Here is a 17,421-nt window from a genome sequence, read left to right on the forward strand (position 1 = left end):
AGCGACCGGCCGGGTGGACGGTCGGTGCATGCTGGGACGATGCAGATCGATGAGGCGGCCGCGGCGTATGCCGACGAGATCGCCCGTGTTCGCCGGCTCTCTCCCGCCACCGTCCGCGCTTACGCGGCGGATCTCCGCGACCTCGCTCTGGCCGTGGCCCCGATCACGAGGCTGGAGGACATCGATCTGGAGGCGCTGCGGCAGTGGCTGTGGGTGGCCACCCAGCGCGGTGATGCGCGCTCGACCCTGGCTCGGCGAACTGCTGCCGCCCGGGGCTTCTTCGCCTGGGCCACCGAGTCCGGCCTCGTCCCGACCGATCCCAGTCTGAGGCTGGTGGCGCCCAAACGGGGCCGCTCGCTGCCTCAGGTCGCCACCGCGGACGGCGTCCGGGAGGTGCTGGACACGCTGGCGGACCGGGCACGGGACGGCGACGCGATCGTCCTGCGGGACAGCGCGATGCTCGAGACGTTCTACGGAGCAGGCATCCGCGTCTCCGAGCTGTGCGGCCTGGATCTGGACGACCTCGATCTCGAACGCGCAACCGTCCGGGTGATGGGCAAAGGGTCCAAGGAGCGCGTCGTGCCCTTCGGCGTTCCCGCCCTGCGCGCCCTCGAGGCGTACCTGACGAGGGGGCGGCCCGCCCTCGTCGCCCGCACGAGCGCCCCCGACAGCGCGGGACGGGCACTGTTCTGCGGCGCGCGCGGCGCGCGCATCGTCCCGCGTGCGGTGTACGACGTCGTCGTGCGAGCACTGGGCCCGACGATGGGAACAGCCGCCGTCGGCCCGCACGCGCTCCGGCACTCCGCGGCGACGCATCTCCTCGACGGGGGAGCAGACCTCCGCGCCGTGCAGGAGTTGCTCGGCCACGCGAGCCTGGGCACCACGCAGATCTACACCCACGTCTCCTCGGAACGACTCGCCGCTTCCTATCGGCTCGCGCACCCGCGCGCCTGAGGACTAGCGCCGTGCGCGCGGGTGCGCAACCGCTGGGCCCATCGGCACGCTCGTCCTATCGTGATTGGATGAGCAGCTTCCGACGCAGCGCCAGGTCGGTCCTCGCGACGGCCTCGTTGACCGCCACCGCCCTGGCACTGGCGGGATGCCTGACCGTCAACATCCCGGCATCCGGGCCTGCCGATGAGGCGATCTCGCCGGTGCCCTTCCCGTCCCTCACCGACGATGGTCGCACCCGGCTGCCCGATGACGCGACGCAGGACTGCGCCGGGCAGCCGGTCACGATCGCGGCCGAAGCAGGGGCGGCCGACCTGACCGGCGACTGCCCGTCCGTCACCGTGAACGGCGCCGACCGGCACGTCGACCTGTCGGGCGCCGCGGTCGGCGAACTCATCCTCCGCGGGGATCGGATCGAGGTCGACGCCGGCGTGCTGGGCACGCTCGAGATCGGCGGACAGGACAACGAGGTCACGGCGAGCACGATCGGCGGCGTGTCGATCCGCGGCGACCGCAACGAGGTCTCGGCCACCGGCCAGATCGGCTCGGTGATGATCAGTGGCAACGACAACGACGTCGACGCGCAACTGGTCGGTTCCGTCGAGGTCAGCGGCGGGGGCAACGAGGTCGGTCAGGACTGAAGGGCCTCGCAGCACGGCAGGAGGACGGCTCGAGGCACACCGCCCAGCAGCAGCATCGGGTTGATGTACCGGCCGTCCGAACGGACGCCGAAGTGCACGGCCCCTGGGGCGGCGTGCCCGCCGATCGAGCCCGTGGCCACGAGGTCACCGCGGCGCACCTCCGACCCGACGGCCGCGATCGCCTCCGCGGGTTCCAGCGTCGTCACCAGGCCCCCGCCGTGATCGATCGTGACCACGCTGCGATCGGCGACCCGACCTGCGAACGCGATGATGCCATCCGCGGGTGATCGAAGACTGACCTCGCCGTCATCCAACGGCCGGATGTCGATGCCCCGGTGACCGGGTTCGTACTGGTGAGCGGGCGCGACGAAGGGGGCGACGATCCGCATCCGATCCAGCGGCCACACCCAGCCGAGGTCGGTCAGCGCGACGGAGTCGTCGGCGCGTGCGGGCGGTCCAGCAGGCGCGAGTGCCGCCAGCAGCGCGACCAGCAGCGCGACCAGTGCGGCCCGCGCCGGAATCGGATGATCGAACATCATCCGGTCAGTGTCCCGCTCGCACGATCCGCCTGCCCGAGAACGTGCTGATCGGCGGACTGCTGCCGTCGCGCAGGCGCCTGGGGAGGAGGGCCCACCTGATACACTGGGAGGACATCTCGCTCGTCGAGGTGAATCCGCGTGCCCACAGCACACCGAGGACCCCAGGTCCTCGAACGTGCGGCATCCACTCCCACCGGTCTTTCAGGGCACAACTCTGTCAGCGGGCGTGAGCCGGGCACCAGGCTCGCCGGCCACACGGTCAGGCGATACACAACCGCAAGCGACGCACTCGTGCGTCGAGAACAGGAGTACGGCCATGGCCGTCGTCACCATTCGCCAGCTGCTGGACAGCGGCGTGCACTTCGGACACCAGACCCGCCGGTGGAACCCGAAAGTCAAGCGCTTCATCCTCACCGAGCGCAGCGGCATCCATATCATCGACCTGCAGCAGTCGCTGACGTACATCGACAAGGCGTACGAGTTCGTCAAGGAGACCGTCGCCCACGGCGGCACGATCCTCTTCGTCGGCACCAAGAAGCAGGCGCAGGAGATCCTCGCGGAGCAGGCCACGCGCGTCGGCCAGCCCTACGTCAACCAGCGCTGGCTCGGTGGTCTGCTGACCAACTTCCAGACCATCTCCAAGCGCCTCGCCCGGATGAAGGAGCTCGAGGAGCTCGACTACGAGGTCCCCGCGAACAGCGGCTTCACCAAGAAGGAGCTCCTGCTCAAGAAGCGCGAGCTCGACAAGCTGCACAAGTCGCTCGGCGGCATCCGCAACATGACCAAGACGCCGTCGGCGATCTGGGTCGTCGACGCCAAGCGCGAGCACCTGGCCGTCAACGAGGCCACGAAGCTCGGCATCCCGGTCATCGGCATCCTCGACACGAACGCCGACCCGGACGAGTTCCAGTACCCGATCCCCGGCAATGACGACGCGATCCGCTCCGTCGGCCTGCTGACGCGCATCATCGCCGACGCGGCCGCCGAGGGCCTCATCCAGCGTCACAACCCGACCGACGAGTCGGCTGAGGCAGCCGAGCCGCTGGCCGACTGGGAGCGCGAGCTTCTGGAGTCGGGTGCGCCGGCTCAGTCCTCCGCCGAGACCGAGAAGGTCGCCGACGAGGCGATCGCCGCGACCGACCTGGCCGAGGCCGTCGAGGCGGAGCAGGCCGTCGAGGGCGAGTCCGCCACCGAGACTGCGGCGGATGCCGCGGGCGCCGAACTGCACGACGAGGCCATCGCGGATGCCGCGGGCCAGGGCGTCGAGGCAGTTGAGGCCGCCGAGGCCGCTGACGCAAAGTAATCCGTCCACCAGACACACCCGAAGGATTCACCGCACAATGGCAAACTTCACGATCGCCGACATCAAGGCGCTGCGCGAGCAGCTGGGCACCGGCATGGTCGACACCAAGAAGGCACTCGAAGAGGCTGACGGAGACGTCGAGAAGGCCGTCGAGATCCTGCGCCTGAAGGGCGCGAAGGGCAACGCCAAGCGCGCCGACCGCTCCACCAGCGAGGGACTGGTCACCGCCCGCGAGGGCGAGGGCAAGGTCACGCTGATCGAGCTGGCGTGCGAGACCGACTTCGTCGCCAAGAACGACCGCTTCATCGCGCTGGCCGATAAGGTCGCCGACGCTGCGAGCGCGGCCGGCTCCGACTCGGCGGAGGCCGCACTGGCCGCTCCGGCCGGCGACCAGACGGTCGACCAGCTGATCTCCGACGAGGCGGCCATCATCGGCGAAAAGGTCGAACTGCGCCGCGTGCGCACGCTGACCGGCGACAAGTTCGAGGTGTACCTGCACAAGACCAGCAAAGACCTGCCCCCGCAGGTCGGCGTGGTTCTGGCCTACACCGGAGACGACGCCGAAACGGCGCGCTCGCTCGCCCAGCACATCTCGTTCGCGAACCCGACGTACCTGTCGCGCGACGAGGTGCCCGAGGCCGAGGTCGACAAGGAGCGTGAGATCGTCACGGAGATCTCCCGCGGCGAGGGCAAGCCCGAGGCCGCACTGCCGAAGATCGTCGAAGGCCGCGTCAACGCGTTCTTCAAGCAGGTCGCCCTGCTCGATCAGGACTACGCGCGCGACAACAAGCTTTCGGTGGCGCAGGTGGCCAAGAACGCCGGACTCACTCTGACCGGTTTCGCCCGGTTCAAGGTCGGCGCGTAATACTCGGGAAAGGCCCGCATCATCTCGATGCGGGCCTTTTCTCATGCCTTCGATAACTTTGGAAACGACGAGAGGATGACACGTGATCGATGAGGCGACAGGTACCAGACGGGTGCTCCTGAAGCTCTCCGGCGAAGCATTCGGAGGCGGTCAGCTCGGAGTGAACCCCGACATCGTCAGCCAGATCGCCCGGGAGATCGCCGAGGCGGTCGACCGGGTCGAGATCGCCGTGGTGGTCGGCGGCGGCAACTTCTTCCGCGGTGCGGAACTGAGCCAGCGGGGCATGGACCGCGGCCGCGCCGATTACATGGGCATGCTCGGCACCGTGATGAACGCCCTCGCACTCCAGGACTTCCTCGAGCAGGCCGGTGCGGCCACGCGAGTGCAGTCCGCGATCTCGATGACGCAGGTCGCCGAGCCGTACATCCCGCGGCGGGCCGAGCGGCACATGGAGAAAGGTCGCGTGGTCATCTTCGGGGCCGGCGCGGGGCTCCCGTACTTCTCCACCGACACGGTCGCCGCACAGCGTGCCCTCGAGATCGGCGCGCAGGAGGTGCTCGTCGCCAAGAACGGAGTGGACGGCGTGTACACGGCCGACCCGCACAAGGATCCGACGGCGACCAAGATCGACCGCATCACGTATCTCGACGCCCTCCAGCGCGGACTCAAAGTCGTCGACTCGACGGCGTTCAGCCTGTGCATGGACAACGCCATGGACATGCGCGTGTTCGGCATGGAGCCGGCCGGCAACGTCACGCGCGCACTGTTGGGCGAGCCCATCGGCACGCTCGTCACCGCCTGAGCGCGGCGCCGCGCGGAACCGCGTGGGAACGGGCTCGCGCCCAATAGACTGAGATCTTGCACTTACCGATGGGAGCTCCAATGATCGCGGACGTCTTGGCCGAGGCCGGAACGCGCATGGATCGAGCTGTGGAGGCGGCCAAGGACGACTTCGCCACCGTTCGCACGGGTCGCGCCAACCCGCAGCTGTTCCAGAAGACGCTCGTGGACTACTACGGGACTCCGACGCCGCTCGCGCAGCTCGCGTCGCTGGCCAACCTCGAGGCGCGGACGCTTCTGATCACGCCGTACGACAAGTCGGCGCTGAAGGCGATCGAGCAGGCCGTCCGCGACATGCCGAACCTCGGTGCCAACCCGACGAACGACGGGAACGTCGTCCGCGTGACCCTGCCAGATCTCACCGAGGAGCGCCGGCGCGAGTTCGTCAAACTCGTGCGGTCCAAGGGCGAGGACGCGAAAGTGCACGTGCGCGGAATCCGCCGCAAGTCGAAGGACGATCTCGATGAGCTCAAGAGCGAGTTCGGCGAGGACGAGCTGACTCGCGCGGAGAAAGAGCTGGACGCGATCACGCGGGCTCACGTCGACGCGATCGACGACGCGCTCAAGCGCAAAGAGGCAGAACTCCTCGAGGTCTGATCCGCCGATGACCGACTCCTCCGGCGAACAGCCGGCACACGACGCACCGTCGGACCCGCCGCTGACCCGGCGGTCCCACGTCCGTGCTGCGCGCAGTGAGTTCGAGAACCAGGTGGCGCACGCGCGCGCCGAGTTCGAGGAGGCCAACGAGCGGATCAAGGAGCGCACCGGTCGCGACCTGATCGTCGCGACCCTGCTCGGCCTTGCGCTCGGGGCGGTGCTGATCGTGTCGCTGATCTTCCTGAAGTGGCTGTTCCTCGTCTTCGCCCTCGCCGCCACAGTGCTGGGGACGTTCGAGTTCAGTCGCGCGCTGATCAGCGCGGGCCGCAAGGTCGATGTCGTCCCGCAGCTCGTGGTCGGCTCGGCGCTCGTGCTCTCCGGCTACTTCGTCGAACTGTGGCTGCACTGGGTCGCCGTGTTCGTCGCGGTTGCGGTGGTGGTGGTCTGGCGACTGATCGGCCAGATGTTCGCGAAGGACGGCCGGACGTACGGCGCCGTGCTGGGCGATGTGCTCATCGGGGGCCTCATCCAGCTCTACGTCCCGTTCCTGGCCAGCCTGTGCGTGATCCTGCTGCGTCAGGACGGCGGCGAATGGTGGGTCCTCGCGTTCATCGTGATCGTCGTCGCCGCCGACACGGGTGCGTACGCGGCTGGGCTCACCTTCGGCAAGCACCCGATGGCGCCTCGCATCAGTCCCAAGAAGACCTGGGAGGGTTTCGCCGGCGCAGCGCTGGCCGCCCTCACCGCCGGTGTCCTGCTGGCGCTGTTCATGCTGGAGCTGCCCTGGTGGACCGGACTGGTCCTCGGCGCGGTGATCCTCGGCACGGCCACCGCGGGCGATCTGGGTGAATCCATGATCAAGCGCGACCTCGGCATCAAGGACATGAGCTCGTGGCTGCCTGGACACGGCGGCGTGCTGGACCGCCTCGATTCCATCCTCCCCTCTGCAATGGCGGCGCTCGCGCTGTACTACCTCTTCCACCCTCTGGCGGCATGATGACGACGGACACGACGCACACCCCCGATACCCCCGCGATCACCTTCGCCGAGACCCGCGGCGCCGTGAAGGGATACGAGAAGAAGGCGGTGGACGCCTTCCTGGCCCGTGCGCGCGGCGCCTTCGAGTACGGGGGAGAGCCGATGACCTCCGCGGAGGTGCGCCAAGTGGCCTTCCCGCTGGTCCGACGCGGATACAGCATCGGTGCAGTGGATGCTGCGCTGGGGCGCATCGAGGATGCCTTCGCAGCGCGCGAGCGGGAACTCGCGGTGACCTCGGGCGGCGTGCACGCGTGGGTCGGACAGACCCGTGAGACGGCACAGGCCGTGCTGGATCGGCTGTCGCGCCCCAAAGGCCAGCGGTTCGACGTGGTCAGCGCACTGCGCTACGGCTATCGCATCGACGAGGTCGACATGGTCTCGGACAAGCTGGCGCGCTACCTCGAGACGGGCGAGTCCATCTCGGTGGAGCAGGTGCGCTCGGTCGCGTTCCGGATGCAGCGCGGCGGCTATCGCGAGTCCCAGGTCGACGCAGTGCTGGACGCCGTGATCGAGGTCATGCTCGCAGTCAAGTGATCGACCGGTGCCGGTCGTCGCGCGGATGGCGGCTCTGCGCGAGCCTGGGTAGACTCGCCTCACTGTGACTTCCGGCAACGAGATGACACCCGCCCCGTGGACACCACGGACGGATCTCGCGATCCCGGCGAAGACCGCCCCCCGCCCGGTCGCACCCGCCCCTCGTTGGTCGCGCCGGCGCCACGTGCTCGGCGTCTTCGCGGCCGTTGCGGCCGTGGGGTTCGTTGCGGCCTACATCGGACCGACCGGCGTCGCGCTCTCCCAAGCGCAGGCTCAGGAGCGGCCGGCGATCTCGCTGTACACGAGCACGCTCAGGGACACGCAGAGCTTCGTCTCGGCCGAGACAGCGGGCGAGGTCGCCGCCCTCCAGCTGGATCGCGGCACCTACGAGGTGTACGTCACCCCGACTCCGACCCCCACGCCGACTCCGACGCTCGCCCAGACGGAGGAGTCGGGTTCCGAATCCTCGTCCTGGGCTCCGCCGTTCATCACACCCGATCCGGGCACCGCGCAGGCGATCGCCTACGAGATGGTCCTCGCGCGCGGGTGGGGAGACGGCGAGTTCGCGTGCCTCGTTGCGCTCTGGAACCGCGAGTCCGGCTGGCGCGTGAACGCGTACAACGCCGGCAGCGGCGCGTACGGCATCCCCCAGGCTCTCCCCGGAAACAAGATGGCGTCGGCCGGGGGCGACTGGGAGACCAACCCGGCGACCCAGATCTCCTGGGGCCTGGGCTACATCGGCGGTCGCTACGGCAGCCCGTGCGGCGCGTGGGGGCATTCCGAGAGCGTCGGCTGGTACTGAGCAGATGCCGCGGTCCAATCGCCGCCGGTCCGAGGATGCGGACGACGGCTCGCTCGAGCGGCTGATCGCCGGTTGGAAGCGCACCGAGACCCGGCGTGGCGGGGAGTGGATCGTGCAGCCGGTGGGCGTGGCGCAGGCCACCAAGTCCTATCTCTGCCCCGGCTGCGGCCGCGCGGTCGAGCCCGGCGTCGCGCACCTGGTCGCCTGGCGCGCCGACGGCGTGCTCGGAGACCACGCCGACCTGGCGGCGCGGCGACATTGGCACACGCACTGCTGGAGGATCGGCTGACATGGAGATTCGCGGACCCCTGCTGCTGCCGGCTCATCGTGAGGACATCGAGCTCACCACGCTCGATGACCTGACGCTCGTGGGCGAGCTGGCGACCCCCGAGGACCGCGACCCGGTCGCGACGCTCGTGACGCTGCATCCGCTTCCCACCGCCGGCGGCTTCATGGACTCGCACATCCTCCGCAAGGCCGCCGCCCGACTGCCGGCTCTGGCTGACCTGGCCGTCCTGCGGTTCAACACGCGGGGCACCTCGTCGCAGCGCGGGACGAGCGAGGGGGCCTTCGACGGCGGTCGCAACGAGGCCTTCGATCTGGCGGCCGCGATGGATTTCGTGCACGAGCGACAGCTTCCGCGCCCGTGGCTGGTGGGATGGTCCTTCGGCACCGAGATCGCCCTCAAGTACGGACGGGATCACGACGTGGAGGGGGTGATCCTCCTGTCTCCGCCCCTGCACCGCGCGACACCCGAGGAGGTCGCCGCGTGGGCCGGCGACGGCCGATCGTTGATCGCCCTCATCCCCGAATTCGACGACTATCTCCGGCCGGATGCTGCGGTCGAGCGCTTCTCGAGTGTGCCAGGAGCCGTGCTGATCCCGGTCGAAGGCGGCAAGCACCTGTGGGTGGGTGAGACGCAGACGCGCCGTGTGCTGACCGAGATCGTGGCAGCCGTCAACCCGGACGCCCTCCCGCTCCCCGTCGAGTGGAACGGGACGCTGCCCGGCTGAGGGTCACCGCTCGTTCTGGCGCGGGATCACGACCTGGCGGTAGATGATGAGGACCGACGCTGCCACGGGGATGGCGATCAGCGCACCCAGCAGGCCGAGGAGCGAGCCGCCGGCGAGGGCGGCGATGACCACGACTGCACCAGGGACGGACACAGCGCGGTTCATGATCCTGGGCGAGATCACGTACGCCTCGATCTGCATGTAGATCAGGTAGTAGATGGCGGCGATGATCGCGGTGGTGGGCGACCCGAGGCCCGGGATCAGACACGTCAGGACGATGATCGCCGACCCGGTCAGGGTTCCCACCAGCGGGATCAGCGAGAAGAAGAATGCGACGACGGCGAGCACCGCGGGGAACGGCGCCCCGATGATCGAGAGGAAGATCGCACTGAGGACGCCGTTGATCACGCCCATGCTCACCTGGCCCATCACGTAGTAGCCGACGGAGTCGGTGATCTGCTCGGAGAGGTCGATGAAGCGGGTGCGCTTGGATGCCGGAACGAGCTGGTAGACGGCCTTCTTCAGGTTAGGGGTGGACGCCGTGAAATAGATCGTCAGGATCAGGATGATGAAGGCGCCGCCGATGCCGGACAGGACGGTCGCGCCGACCGCGATCACACCGCCGCCGATCGAGGCGAAATCGAGGGTGCCGAGCCAGGTCTCGATGTAGGTGAAGACGGCTTCGACGTCGAGGTTGGGGAAGACGCCCTGCAACCACGCCTTGACATCGTCGATCGACGTGCCGCTGGTGATCAGCTTCTCGATCTGACCGACGAGCTGACCGATCTGCGAGGTGATGATCGGCAGCACCAGGAGGATGATGCCTGCAAAGATCGCCAGGACCGCGACGATCGTGATCAGCACGGCCAGCCATCGCTTGAGCTTCCGGCGCTCCAGGAAGGAGACGACGGGCTCAAGGCCCAGGGACAGGAACAGCGCCGTCCCCACGTACAGCAGGATGGTGGACAGCGTCTGCACGCTGCCGATCAGCAGCAGGCCGACGCCGACGCCGAGCGTCGCCACGAGGGCGACGCGGAATGGGTTGTGCACCTTCACGGTGTCTCCTGACTGTCCCGGCGAGGGCGAGTACGGCTGCTTCGTCAGGATACGCATAGGTGGCCTCCAGATCGTGCAAGCGCACCTCCCGGGCGACATTCAGGCAGGTTTCGCTAGTCTGAAATGTCGAGTCGACGGCCCGCAGTCCACATTCGCGGGTCCAGGAGAGGTGTATTCGTGCGTTTCGTATGGGCTGTAGCGGCATTCGTGCTCGCCGCGCTGATGATCGGAGCCGGGATCGCCCAGCGCACCGTCTTCCAGGGGCCCACGACCGAGACGGCGGATCTGTCGGTCTCCGAGGACGCGCCCTACCTGCTGATCGACGGCGCGGTCCTCAACAGCGTCGCCGGAGCCCAGACGCTGCGCGCGCAGGCAGAGGGCGAGATCTTCGCCGCCTACGGACGCACCGCCGACATGAGGGCATGGCTCTCAGACACGACCTATAACGAGATCTCCCTCGGCTCCGACGGTCAGATCGACTCGGCATCCGTTGAGCCCACCGCGGAACCGGAGACCGAAGGCACCGATGCGACGGCAGACGATGCGACGGCCGACTCGCCGGCTGCCGAGGCCGACCCCGCGACGACCGACGCCGAGGCGGCACGCAGCCCGATCGGCTCGGACCTGTGGCTCGACGAGTTCCAGCAGACGGACCTGCTGATCGCCCCGCTCCAGTTGCCCGAGGAGATGAGCGTCCTGGTCGCCACCGACGGCGTCGCTGCCGCGCCGAGCGATGTGACGGTCTCCTGGCCGATCGCCAACTCGACCCCGTGGGCCGGACCGCTGATCGTCGGCGGCAGCATCCTCATGGCCATCGGCCTCCTGCTCTACGTCCTCGGCATCCGCCACGTGCGCCGCTCGAAGGGGCCGCGCCGAAAGGGGCTGCCGCTGCCGGTGACCGAGCCGATCGATCTGTCCGTCGAGAGCGCGGACAAGGGCGTGATCAGCTCAGGCGCCCCGACCAGGCGGTCCGTGACCGGCGGCCGACGGGCATTCGCGGTGGTGCCCGCCGTGGCCGTCTCCGCACTCCTGTTCACCGGATGCTCCGCCGACGCATGGCCGCAGCTGGCACCCACCGCGACGCCGAGCCCCTCGGCGAGCGTGATCGTGCCGGAGGGGCAGCAGGCGCCCGCAGTCACCGAGGCCCAGGCCGAGCGCATCATCGATCGGATCGCGAGCACGGCCGCCGATGCCGATGCCGCGCTGGATCCCGCTCTGGCAGGTTCCCGGCTGGACGGCGCAGTCCTGGCCGAGCGCACCACGAACTACACGCTGCGCGGCACGATCGCCGACTACAAGGCTCCGTTGGAGATCCCGACGCAGCCGATCGAGATCGTGCTGCCCCAGGCGTACGACGGCTGGCCGCGGTCGGTCATGGCGGTCGTCAATGACACGGCCGACAAGACCGCCAGCATCATGCTGCTCACGCAGCAGGACGCGTGGTCGCCCTACAAGCTCTCGTACCTGTCGAGCCTGGAGGCATCCACCGAGATGCCCGACCTTGCGCCCGCCTACGTCGGGGCGACCCAGGTGCCGCCCGATTCGTCGTTCCTCGTCATGGCGCCGGACCAGGTCGCGACCGCATACGCCGACATCCTCAACAACGGCGAGAACAGCGCGTACTTCGGTCAGTTCGACACCGAGGGCGACCAGTTCCGCGTGGGCATCGCCGCCGACCGGCAGAAACGCCTGGACCAGTTCAACACCACCGCGGCCTCCACCGGCAGCCTGTCGTTCGACTCGGTCGCGGGGGCGTACGATCCTCTGGCACTTGCCACGCTGGAAAGCGGCGCGATCGTGGCCGTCAGCGTCGACGAGGTCGACACCGTCAAGCCGACCAACGCCGATGCCGTGATCAAGCTCGAGACCAATCAGACCGTCAAGACGCTGGCGGGTGTCGAGCAATCCGCGACCGGCTTCACGACGACGTTCAGCGACCAGCTCTTCTTCTATGTGCCGGGTCAGGGCTCGACGGAGAAGATCCGTCTCCTCGGCTACAGTTCCAACATCCTCGACGCGAAGGTGATCCCGTGACCGATGCCCTCCCCGGTGCCGCCCTCCGCGGCGCTGTCGACCTTTCCGCGCTGCGAAATCGTCCGCAGCCCGGCGAAGGGCACCCCGCCGGTGCGGCGGGCCCCGGTGGCCCCGCAGGTGCCCACACCCCGGTGAGCTCGCTGGTCATCGACGTCACCGATGAGACCTTCCCGCAGGTGCTCGAACTCTCGCGCACGGTCCCGGTCGTCATCGACCTGTGGGCCGAGTGGTGCGGCCCGTGCAAGCAGCTGAGCCCCATCCTGGAACGGGTCGTCCTGGAACTCGGGGGCCGCGTCCTGCTGGCCAAGGTCGATGTCGACGCCAACCCACAGCTCTCGCAGGCCTTCCGCGCGCAGTCGATCCCCATGGTCCTCGCCCTGTTGGGCGGTCAGCCCGTGCCGCTGTTCACCGGTGCCGTTCCCGAGCAGCAGGTGCGAGAGGTGTTCGCGCAGCTGCTGCAGCTGGCGGCGCAGAACGGCGTCACCGGGACGCTGGCGCTGGAGGCGGGCGACGAGGGTGAGGATGCCTCGGTGCCCGCCGAGCCCGAGATCCCCCCGCTGCACGCCGAAGCATTCGATGCGATCGAAGCCGGCGACTACGCGCGGGCCATCTCGGCGTACGAGCGGGCGATCGCGGAGAACCCGCGGGACGCCGACGCGCACGCCGGCCTCGGCCAGGTGCGCCTGCTCCAGCGCGTTCAGGGGCTCGATCCGCAGGAGGCTCGCGCAGCGGCCGCCGCCGACCCCACCGGTGTCGAGGCGCAGTTCGCCGTCGCCGACCTGGACCTGGCGGGAGGACACGTCGAAGACGCGTTCGGCCGCCTCCTGGATCTGTTCTCGGTCCTGCCCGGCGACGAGCGCGGCGCGGTGCGGACCAGGCTCCTCGAACTGTTCGCGCTGATCGGCGACTCCGACCCGCGCGTCCTGCGCGCGCGCGGCCGTCTGACGTCGCTGCTGTTCTAGCCCCTGGTGGGCGAGGGGATGTGCGCCTGCGGGTCGTGACGCAGCCACAGCACGCCCAGCGGCGGCAGAACCATCGTCGTACGCCCGGAGTCATCCGCGTGGACGACGCCCATGTTGCCCACGCCTGACCCGCCGTAGGCCTCGGCGTCGCTGTTGAGGATCTCGTGCCAGACTCCCGGCTCGGGAAGGTCGATCGCGAAGTTGTGCACGGGCTCGCCCGAGAAGTTGCAGATGACCACCACGGTGTTGCCGTGCCAGTCACGACGCGAGAAGGCGATGACGTTCGGATTCCACGAGGGCGCACCCAGACGCGAGAACGCCGCCCCGTCGGAGTCGCGCGCCCACAGGGCGGAGTGATCGCGGTAGGTGCGGTTGAGGTTTCCGACGAACTCCTGGAGCTGTGCATGCGAGGGCTGGTCGAGGATCCACCAGTCCAGGCCGCGGCCTTCGGCCCATTCCGAGAGCTGGCCGAACTCCTGACCCATGAACAGCAGCTGCTTGCCGGGATGGCCCCACATGTAGGCGAGGAAGGCACGCATGTTGGCCAGCTTCTGCCAGTGATCACCGGGCATCCTGGTGAACAGGCTGCCTTTGCCGTGCACGACCTCGTCGTGGCTGATCGGAAGGATGAAGTTCTCGCTGAACGCGTAGACGAACGAGAACGAGAGCTCTCCTTCGTGGTGCGAGCGGTACATCGGGTCACGCGCGATGTACTGCAGCGTGTCGTTCATCCATCCCATGTTCCACTTGAACCCGAAGCCCAGACCCGCCTGGCTCGTGGGCGCGGTCACACCGGGGAAGCTCGTCGATTCCTCGGCGATCATCGCGATGCCGGGGTAGCGCTTGTAGGCGGTCGCGGTGACCTCCTGGAGGAACCGGATCGCCTCCAGGTTCTCCCGCCCGCCGTGGATGTTCGGCAGCCAGTCGCCGGCTTCCCGGGAATAGTCCAGGTAGAGCATCGAGGCGACCGCATCCACGCGGAGCCCGTCGACGTGGAACTCCTGGTACCAGTAGAGCGCGTTGGCGACCAGGAAGTTGCGCACCTCGTTGCGGCCGTAATCGAAGATGTACGTGCCCCAGTCGCGGTGCTCACCGCGCCGGGGATCCGGGTGCTCGTAGAGCGGATCGCCGTCGAAACGGGCCAGGGCGAAGGCATCCTTCGGGAAGTGGCCGGGAACCCAGTCCATGATGACGCCGATGCCGGCCTGGTGGAGGCGGTCGATCAGGTAGCGCAGATCATCTGGATTGCCGAACCGGCTGGTCGGGGCATAGTAGCCGGTGACCTGATACCCCCATGATCCGCCGAACGGATGCTCCGCGAGGGGGAGGAACTCGATGTGGGTGAAGGCCTGCGCACCCACGTAGTCGATGAGCTCGTCTGCCGCCTCCCGGTACGACAGTCCCGTGCGCCACGAGCCGAGGTGCACCTCGTAGATCGACATGGGCTGCGAGACCGGCGTCGACTTGGCGCGCGCCTTCATCCAGGCGTCGTCCGACCACGCGTACGACGATTCCGTCACCACGGATGCGGTCGCCGGCGGAATCTCCGCGTACCGCGCCATGGGGTCGGCTTTGACGACCCACTGCCCGTGGCGGGAGAGGATCTCGAACTTGTAGATCGCTCCCGCGCCAAGGCCCGGCACGAACAGCTCCCAGACGCCGGTGCCGCCCATCGAGCGCATCGCGTGACCGGTGCCGTCCCAGCCGTTGAAGTCGCCGACCAGCCGAACCAGACGGGCGTTGGGCGCCCAGACGGTGAACGAGGTCCCCAGCACCCCCTGGTGCGTGCGCACATGGGCGCCGAGGACGTTCCACAATTCCTCGTGCCGGCCCTCGCCGATCAGATGCAGGTCCAGCTCGCCGATGGTCGGGGTGAAGCGATAGGGGTCCTCGGCGACGTAGTCCGCGGCGTCCGGATAGCTCGCCACCAGTTCGTATCCGGCCGCCTCGCCGGAACGCGTCCCCTCCCAGATGCCCGCGCGCACATGCTCGAGCGGGACGCGGGTGCCGTCGGCGAAGACCGCCGTGACGCTCTTGGCAAGCGGCCGACGGGCGCGCACGGTCCACTCCACCGCTCCCGACGGGTCGGATCCGGGATGCATGCCGAGCACGGAGTGCGGGTCATGGTGCGAGCCTGCCGCGACGGCATCCAGCACTTCGTCCGGAACCGGGGCGATTCGTGTGCCGGTCTGGTCTGTCATGGTGTTTCCTTCACGTGCAGGATGTGGACGGGTTCGTGGAACGCGTCGAGTCGGACGAAGTTGTGGTCGGCCCACGTCCACTGCTCCCCGGTGATGAGATCCTCCACCTGGTAGGCCTCACCGAGCGGGACGTTCCACAGGCGCGTGTCGAGGTGCACCATGCTCTGACGGACCGAATGCGGGTCGACGTTCGCGACGACGATGATCGTGTCGGCCACCCCGGTGGGGGACAGCTCCGCATCGATGCGCTTGGCGAACACGAGGATCGCATCGTCGTCGCTCCACTGCACGTGGAAGTTCCGCAGCTGACGCAATGCCGGGTGTGCGCGGCGGATCTCGTTCAGGCGCGTCAGGTACGGGGCCAGCGAATCGCCGGCTGCTTCTGAAGCCGTCCAGTCGCGCAGTTTCAGCTCGTACTTCTCGTTGTCGAGGTTCTCCTCCGAGCCGGGGCGTGCGACGTTCTCGAACAACTCGTAGCCCGCGTACACGCCGTAGGTCGGCGCGCCGGTTGCGGCGATCGCGGCGCGGATCTTGTATCCCGGCCGACCACCGTACTGGAGGTATTCGGTCAGGATGTCCGGCGTGTTCACGAAAAGGTTCGGCCGCATGAAGTCCGCCGTCTCGGATGACACCGACGTCAGGAACTCCTCAAGTTCCTCCTTCGTGTTGCGCCAGGTGAAGTAGCTGTAGCTCTGCTGGAATCCGGCAGCGGCCAGGCCCCGCATGACGGCGGGGCGTGTGAACGCCTCGGCGAGGAAGATGACATCGGGCTCTTGCGCGTTGACGGTCGAGATCAGCCACTCCCAGAATTCCAGGGGCTTGGTATGCGGGTTGTCGACGCGGAAGATCTTCACCCCCTGCGCGATCCAGTGGCGGATCACGCGCAGCGCCTCAGCGTAGATGCCCTCCGGGTCGTTGTCGAAGTTGATCGGGTAGATGTCCTGATACTTCTTCGGCGGGTTCTCCGCGAAGGCGATCGAACCGTCCGGGAGGGTCGTGAACCACTCCGGATGCTCCGTCACCCAGGGATGGTCGGGCGCAGCCTGCAGTGCGAAATCGAGCGCCACCTCCAGGCCCTCCGCCGCGGCGGCGCGCACGAAGGCACGGAAGTCCGCGAGCGTGCCGAGGTCCGGATGCACGGCGTCGTGTCCGCCCGCCGCGCCGCCGATCGCCCACGGCGAGCCCGGGTCGCTGGGGCCCGGGTCCAGGGTGTTGTTGCGACCTTTGCGGTTCGTCGCTCCGATCGGGTGGATCGGAGGCAGATACAGGACGTCGAAGCCCATCGCCGCCACCGCCGGCAGACGCTTGGTGGCGGTTCGGAGCGTCCCGCTCTTTATCGAACCGTCCTTCTGGAGCTTCGCACCCTCGGACCGCGGGAAGAACTCGTACCAGGCGCCGACACCTGCCCGCTCGCGCTCGACGAGCAGCTGCTGATCGGGTCCCACGCTGGCCAGGCTCCGCAGCGGTCGGGTCTGGAAGAAGCGTGCCAGCTCGGGATCGCGCACGATCGTCAGGGCGGCCTCGTCGGCGATCTGGGGGTCTCGAAGGGCCGCGGCGGCGCCTTCGAGCCGCTTCCGGTCGGGTCCGGGCGTGCCCTTCTCCGCGGCGGCGCGCTCGAAGAGCCGGGCGCCCATCTCGCGCATGAGCGGCGCGTCGACCCCCGCCTCGATCTTGAGGTCGGCCGCGTGCTCCCACGTGGCGAATTCGTCGGCGAACGCTTCGAAGCGGAATGTCCACACACCCTGCTCGAGCGGCACGACGGAGACCTCCCAATGGTCGAAGCCGTCATGGAGTGGATGCAGACGGTGCAGCGACTCGTCGCCCGACGGAGACGTGAGGCGCACGTGCACCCCGATCAGGTCGTGCCCCTCACGGAATGCCGTGACGCGGAACGGGACAACTTCGCCGACGACCGCCTTGGGACGGAACGCGCCGTCCGGAACGGATGGGAACGGCTGCGCCAGCGGGATGCGGCCGGTCCGGGTCGGGTGGGCTCCGGCTGAGGCGGCGATCGGTCGGACCGGGAGGGGCGCCGCACTGCGCCA

The 17,421-nt window shown here is 68.6% G+C and carries 17 protein-coding genes; 13 read left to right on the top strand and 4 right to left on the bottom strand.

Annotated features, from left to right (window positions below):
• Nucleotides 1–39 precede the first annotated feature (39 nt).
• Nucleotides 40–954 carry a tyrosine recombinase XerC gene (locus BLT19_RS11310; protein WP_091493867.1) on the top strand — a complete coding sequence of 305 codons (915 nt, stop codon included), beginning with the start codon at nt 40–42 and terminating at the stop codon, nt 952–954.
• Between the two features lie 68 nt (nt 955–1,022).
• Nucleotides 1,023–1,592 (top strand): DUF3060 domain-containing protein, encoded by a 570-nt coding sequence (locus BLT19_RS11315; RefSeq protein WP_091490081.1) that lies wholly within the window; start codon nt 1,023–1,025, stop codon nt 1,590–1,592.
• Here the strand turns inward: BLT19_RS11315 and BLT19_RS11320 are convergent.
• Complete coding sequence (locus BLT19_RS11320) at nt 1,583–2,131, bottom strand: murein hydrolase activator EnvC family protein (RefSeq protein WP_231917628.1); 549 nt, start codon at nt 2,129–2,131, stop codon at nt 1,583–1,585. The genes BLT19_RS11315 and BLT19_RS11320 overlap by 10 nt on opposite strands.
• Nucleotides 2,132–2,447: 316 nt before the next feature.
• Between BLT19_RS11320 and rpsB the strand changes: the two genes are divergently transcribed.
• From rpsB to BLT19_RS11365, 9 genes are all read left to right on the top strand, one after another.
• A complete protein-coding gene (rpsB, locus tag BLT19_RS11325) occupies nt 2,448–3,434 on the top strand; it encodes a 30S ribosomal protein S2 (RefSeq protein ID WP_091490090.1) in 987 nt (328 codons plus the stop codon).
• Nucleotides 3,435–3,471: 37 nt separating this feature from the next.
• Nucleotides 3,472–4,299, top strand: a complete 828-nt coding sequence (gene tsf / locus BLT19_RS11330; RefSeq protein WP_091490095.1) for a translation elongation factor Ts — start codon at nt 3,472–3,474, stop codon at nt 4,297–4,299.
• Nucleotides 4,300–4,381: 82 nt separating this feature from the next.
• Complete coding sequence (gene pyrH / locus BLT19_RS11335) at nt 4,382–5,101, top strand: UMP kinase (RefSeq protein WP_091490099.1); 720 nt, start codon at nt 4,382–4,384, stop codon at nt 5,099–5,101.
• An 80-nt stretch (nt 5,102–5,181) separates the two neighbouring features.
• The gene (frr, locus tag BLT19_RS11340) at nt 5,182–5,736 is read left to right on the top strand and encodes a ribosome recycling factor (RefSeq protein WP_091490103.1); all 555 of its coding nucleotides are present in this window, start codon (nt 5,182–5,184) and stop codon (nt 5,734–5,736) included.
• Nucleotides 5,737–5,743: 7 nt separating this feature from the next.
• Nucleotides 5,744–6,733 carry a phosphatidate cytidylyltransferase gene (locus tag BLT19_RS11345; RefSeq protein WP_091490106.1) on the top strand — a complete coding sequence of 330 codons (990 nt, stop codon included), beginning with the start codon at nt 5,744–5,746 and terminating at the stop codon, nt 6,731–6,733.
• Nucleotides 6,733–7,308: a DivIVA domain-containing protein gene (locus BLT19_RS11350; RefSeq protein ID WP_091490111.1), complete on the top strand. Its 576-nt coding sequence runs from the start codon at nt 6,733–6,735 to the stop codon at nt 7,306–7,308. Before BLT19_RS11345 ends, BLT19_RS11350 begins: the two co-directional genes overlap by 1 nt.
• Before the next feature lie 64 nt (nt 7,309–7,372).
• On the top strand, nt 7,373–8,110 hold the full coding sequence (locus tag BLT19_RS11355; RefSeq protein WP_091490115.1) for an aggregation-promoting factor C-terminal-like domain-containing protein: 738 nt from the start codon (nt 7,373–7,375) through the stop codon (nt 8,108–8,110).
• 4 nt (nt 8,111–8,114) lie between these two features.
• Complete coding sequence (locus BLT19_RS11360; RefSeq protein ID WP_091490120.1) at nt 8,115–8,399, top strand: hypothetical protein; 285 nt, start codon at nt 8,115–8,117, stop codon at nt 8,397–8,399.
• Between the two features lies 1 nt (nt 8,400).
• On the top strand, nt 8,401–9,123 hold the full coding sequence (locus BLT19_RS11365; protein ID WP_091490124.1) for an alpha/beta hydrolase: 723 nt from the start codon (nt 8,401–8,403) through the stop codon (nt 9,121–9,123).
• A 3-nt stretch (nt 9,124–9,126) separates the two neighbouring features.
• On the opposite strand, the gene BLT19_RS11370 is transcribed toward BLT19_RS11365, so the two are convergent.
• The gene (locus BLT19_RS11370) at nt 9,127–10,179 is read right to left on the bottom strand and encodes an AI-2E family transporter (protein ID WP_091493875.1); all 1,053 of its coding nucleotides are present in this window, start codon (nt 10,177–10,179) and stop codon (nt 9,127–9,129) included.
• Nucleotides 10,180–10,356: 177 nt separating this feature from the next.
• On the opposite strand from BLT19_RS11370, the gene BLT19_RS11375 reads away from it, so the two are divergent.
• Both BLT19_RS11375 and BLT19_RS11380 read left to right on the top strand, forming a co-directional pair.
• Nucleotides 10,357–12,213, top strand: coding sequence for a glycosyl transferase (locus BLT19_RS11375; RefSeq protein ID WP_172825622.1), 1,857 nt, complete (start codon nt 10,357–10,359; stop codon nt 12,211–12,213).
• Nucleotides 12,210–13,175, top strand: coding sequence for a tetratricopeptide repeat protein (locus BLT19_RS11380; protein ID WP_091490135.1), 966 nt, complete (start codon nt 12,210–12,212; stop codon nt 13,173–13,175). The genes BLT19_RS11375 and BLT19_RS11380 overlap by 4 nt, the downstream gene beginning before the upstream one ends.
• On the opposite strand, the gene glgB is transcribed toward BLT19_RS11380, so the two are convergent.
• Both glgB and BLT19_RS11390 read right to left on the bottom strand, forming a co-directional pair.
• Complete coding sequence (glgB, locus tag BLT19_RS11385; protein ID WP_172825623.1) at nt 13,172–15,376, bottom strand: 1,4-alpha-glucan branching protein GlgB; 2,205 nt, start codon at nt 15,374–15,376, stop codon at nt 13,172–13,174. The genes BLT19_RS11380 and glgB overlap by 4 nt on opposite strands.
• Nucleotides 15,373–17,340, bottom strand: coding sequence for an alpha-1,4-glucan--maltose-1-phosphate maltosyltransferase (locus BLT19_RS11390; RefSeq protein ID WP_091493883.1), 1,968 nt, complete (start codon nt 17,338–17,340; stop codon nt 15,373–15,375). The genes glgB and BLT19_RS11390 overlap by 4 nt, the downstream gene beginning before the upstream one ends.
• Between the last annotated feature and the right edge of the window lie 81 nt (nt 17,341–17,421).

Origin of the sequence: Microbacterium pygmaeum, from assembly GCF_900100885.1 — a bacterium.
GTDB classification, from domain to species: domain Bacteria; phylum Actinomycetota; class Actinomycetes; order Actinomycetales; family Microbacteriaceae; genus Microbacterium; species Microbacterium pygmaeum.

Coding starts and splice junctions, on each gene's coding strand:
- BLT19_RS11350 (WP_091490111.1), top strand. CDS start 6,733: ATGACGACGGACACGACGCACACCCCCGATACCCCCGCGATCACCTTC.
- BLT19_RS11365 (WP_091490124.1), top strand. CDS start 8,401: ATGGAGATTCGCGGACCCCTGCTGCTGCCGGCTCATCGTGAGGACATC.
- BLT19_RS11320 (WP_231917628.1), bottom strand. CDS start 2,131: ATGATGTTCGATCATCCGATTCCGGCGCGGGCCGCACTGGTCGCGCTG.
- rpsB (WP_091490090.1), top strand. CDS start 2,448: ATGGCCGTCGTCACCATTCGCCAGCTGCTGGACAGCGGCGTGCACTTC.
- BLT19_RS11345 (WP_091490106.1), top strand. CDS start 5,744: ATGACCGACTCCTCCGGCGAACAGCCGGCACACGACGCACCGTCGGAC.
- tsf (WP_091490095.1), top strand. CDS start 3,472: ATGGCAAACTTCACGATCGCCGACATCAAGGCGCTGCGCGAGCAGCTG.
- BLT19_RS11315 (WP_091490081.1), top strand. CDS start 1,023: ATGAGCAGCTTCCGACGCAGCGCCAGGTCGGTCCTCGCGACGGCCTCG.
- frr (WP_091490103.1), top strand. CDS start 5,182: ATGATCGCGGACGTCTTGGCCGAGGCCGGAACGCGCATGGATCGAGCT.
- BLT19_RS11310 (WP_091493867.1), top strand. CDS start 40: ATGCAGATCGATGAGGCGGCCGCGGCGTATGCCGACGAGATCGCCCGT.
- BLT19_RS11360 (WP_091490120.1), top strand. CDS start 8,115: ATGCCGCGGTCCAATCGCCGCCGGTCCGAGGATGCGGACGACGGCTCG.
- glgB (WP_172825623.1), bottom strand. CDS start 15,376: ATGACAGACCAGACCGGCACACGAATCGCCCCGGTTCCGGACGAAGTG.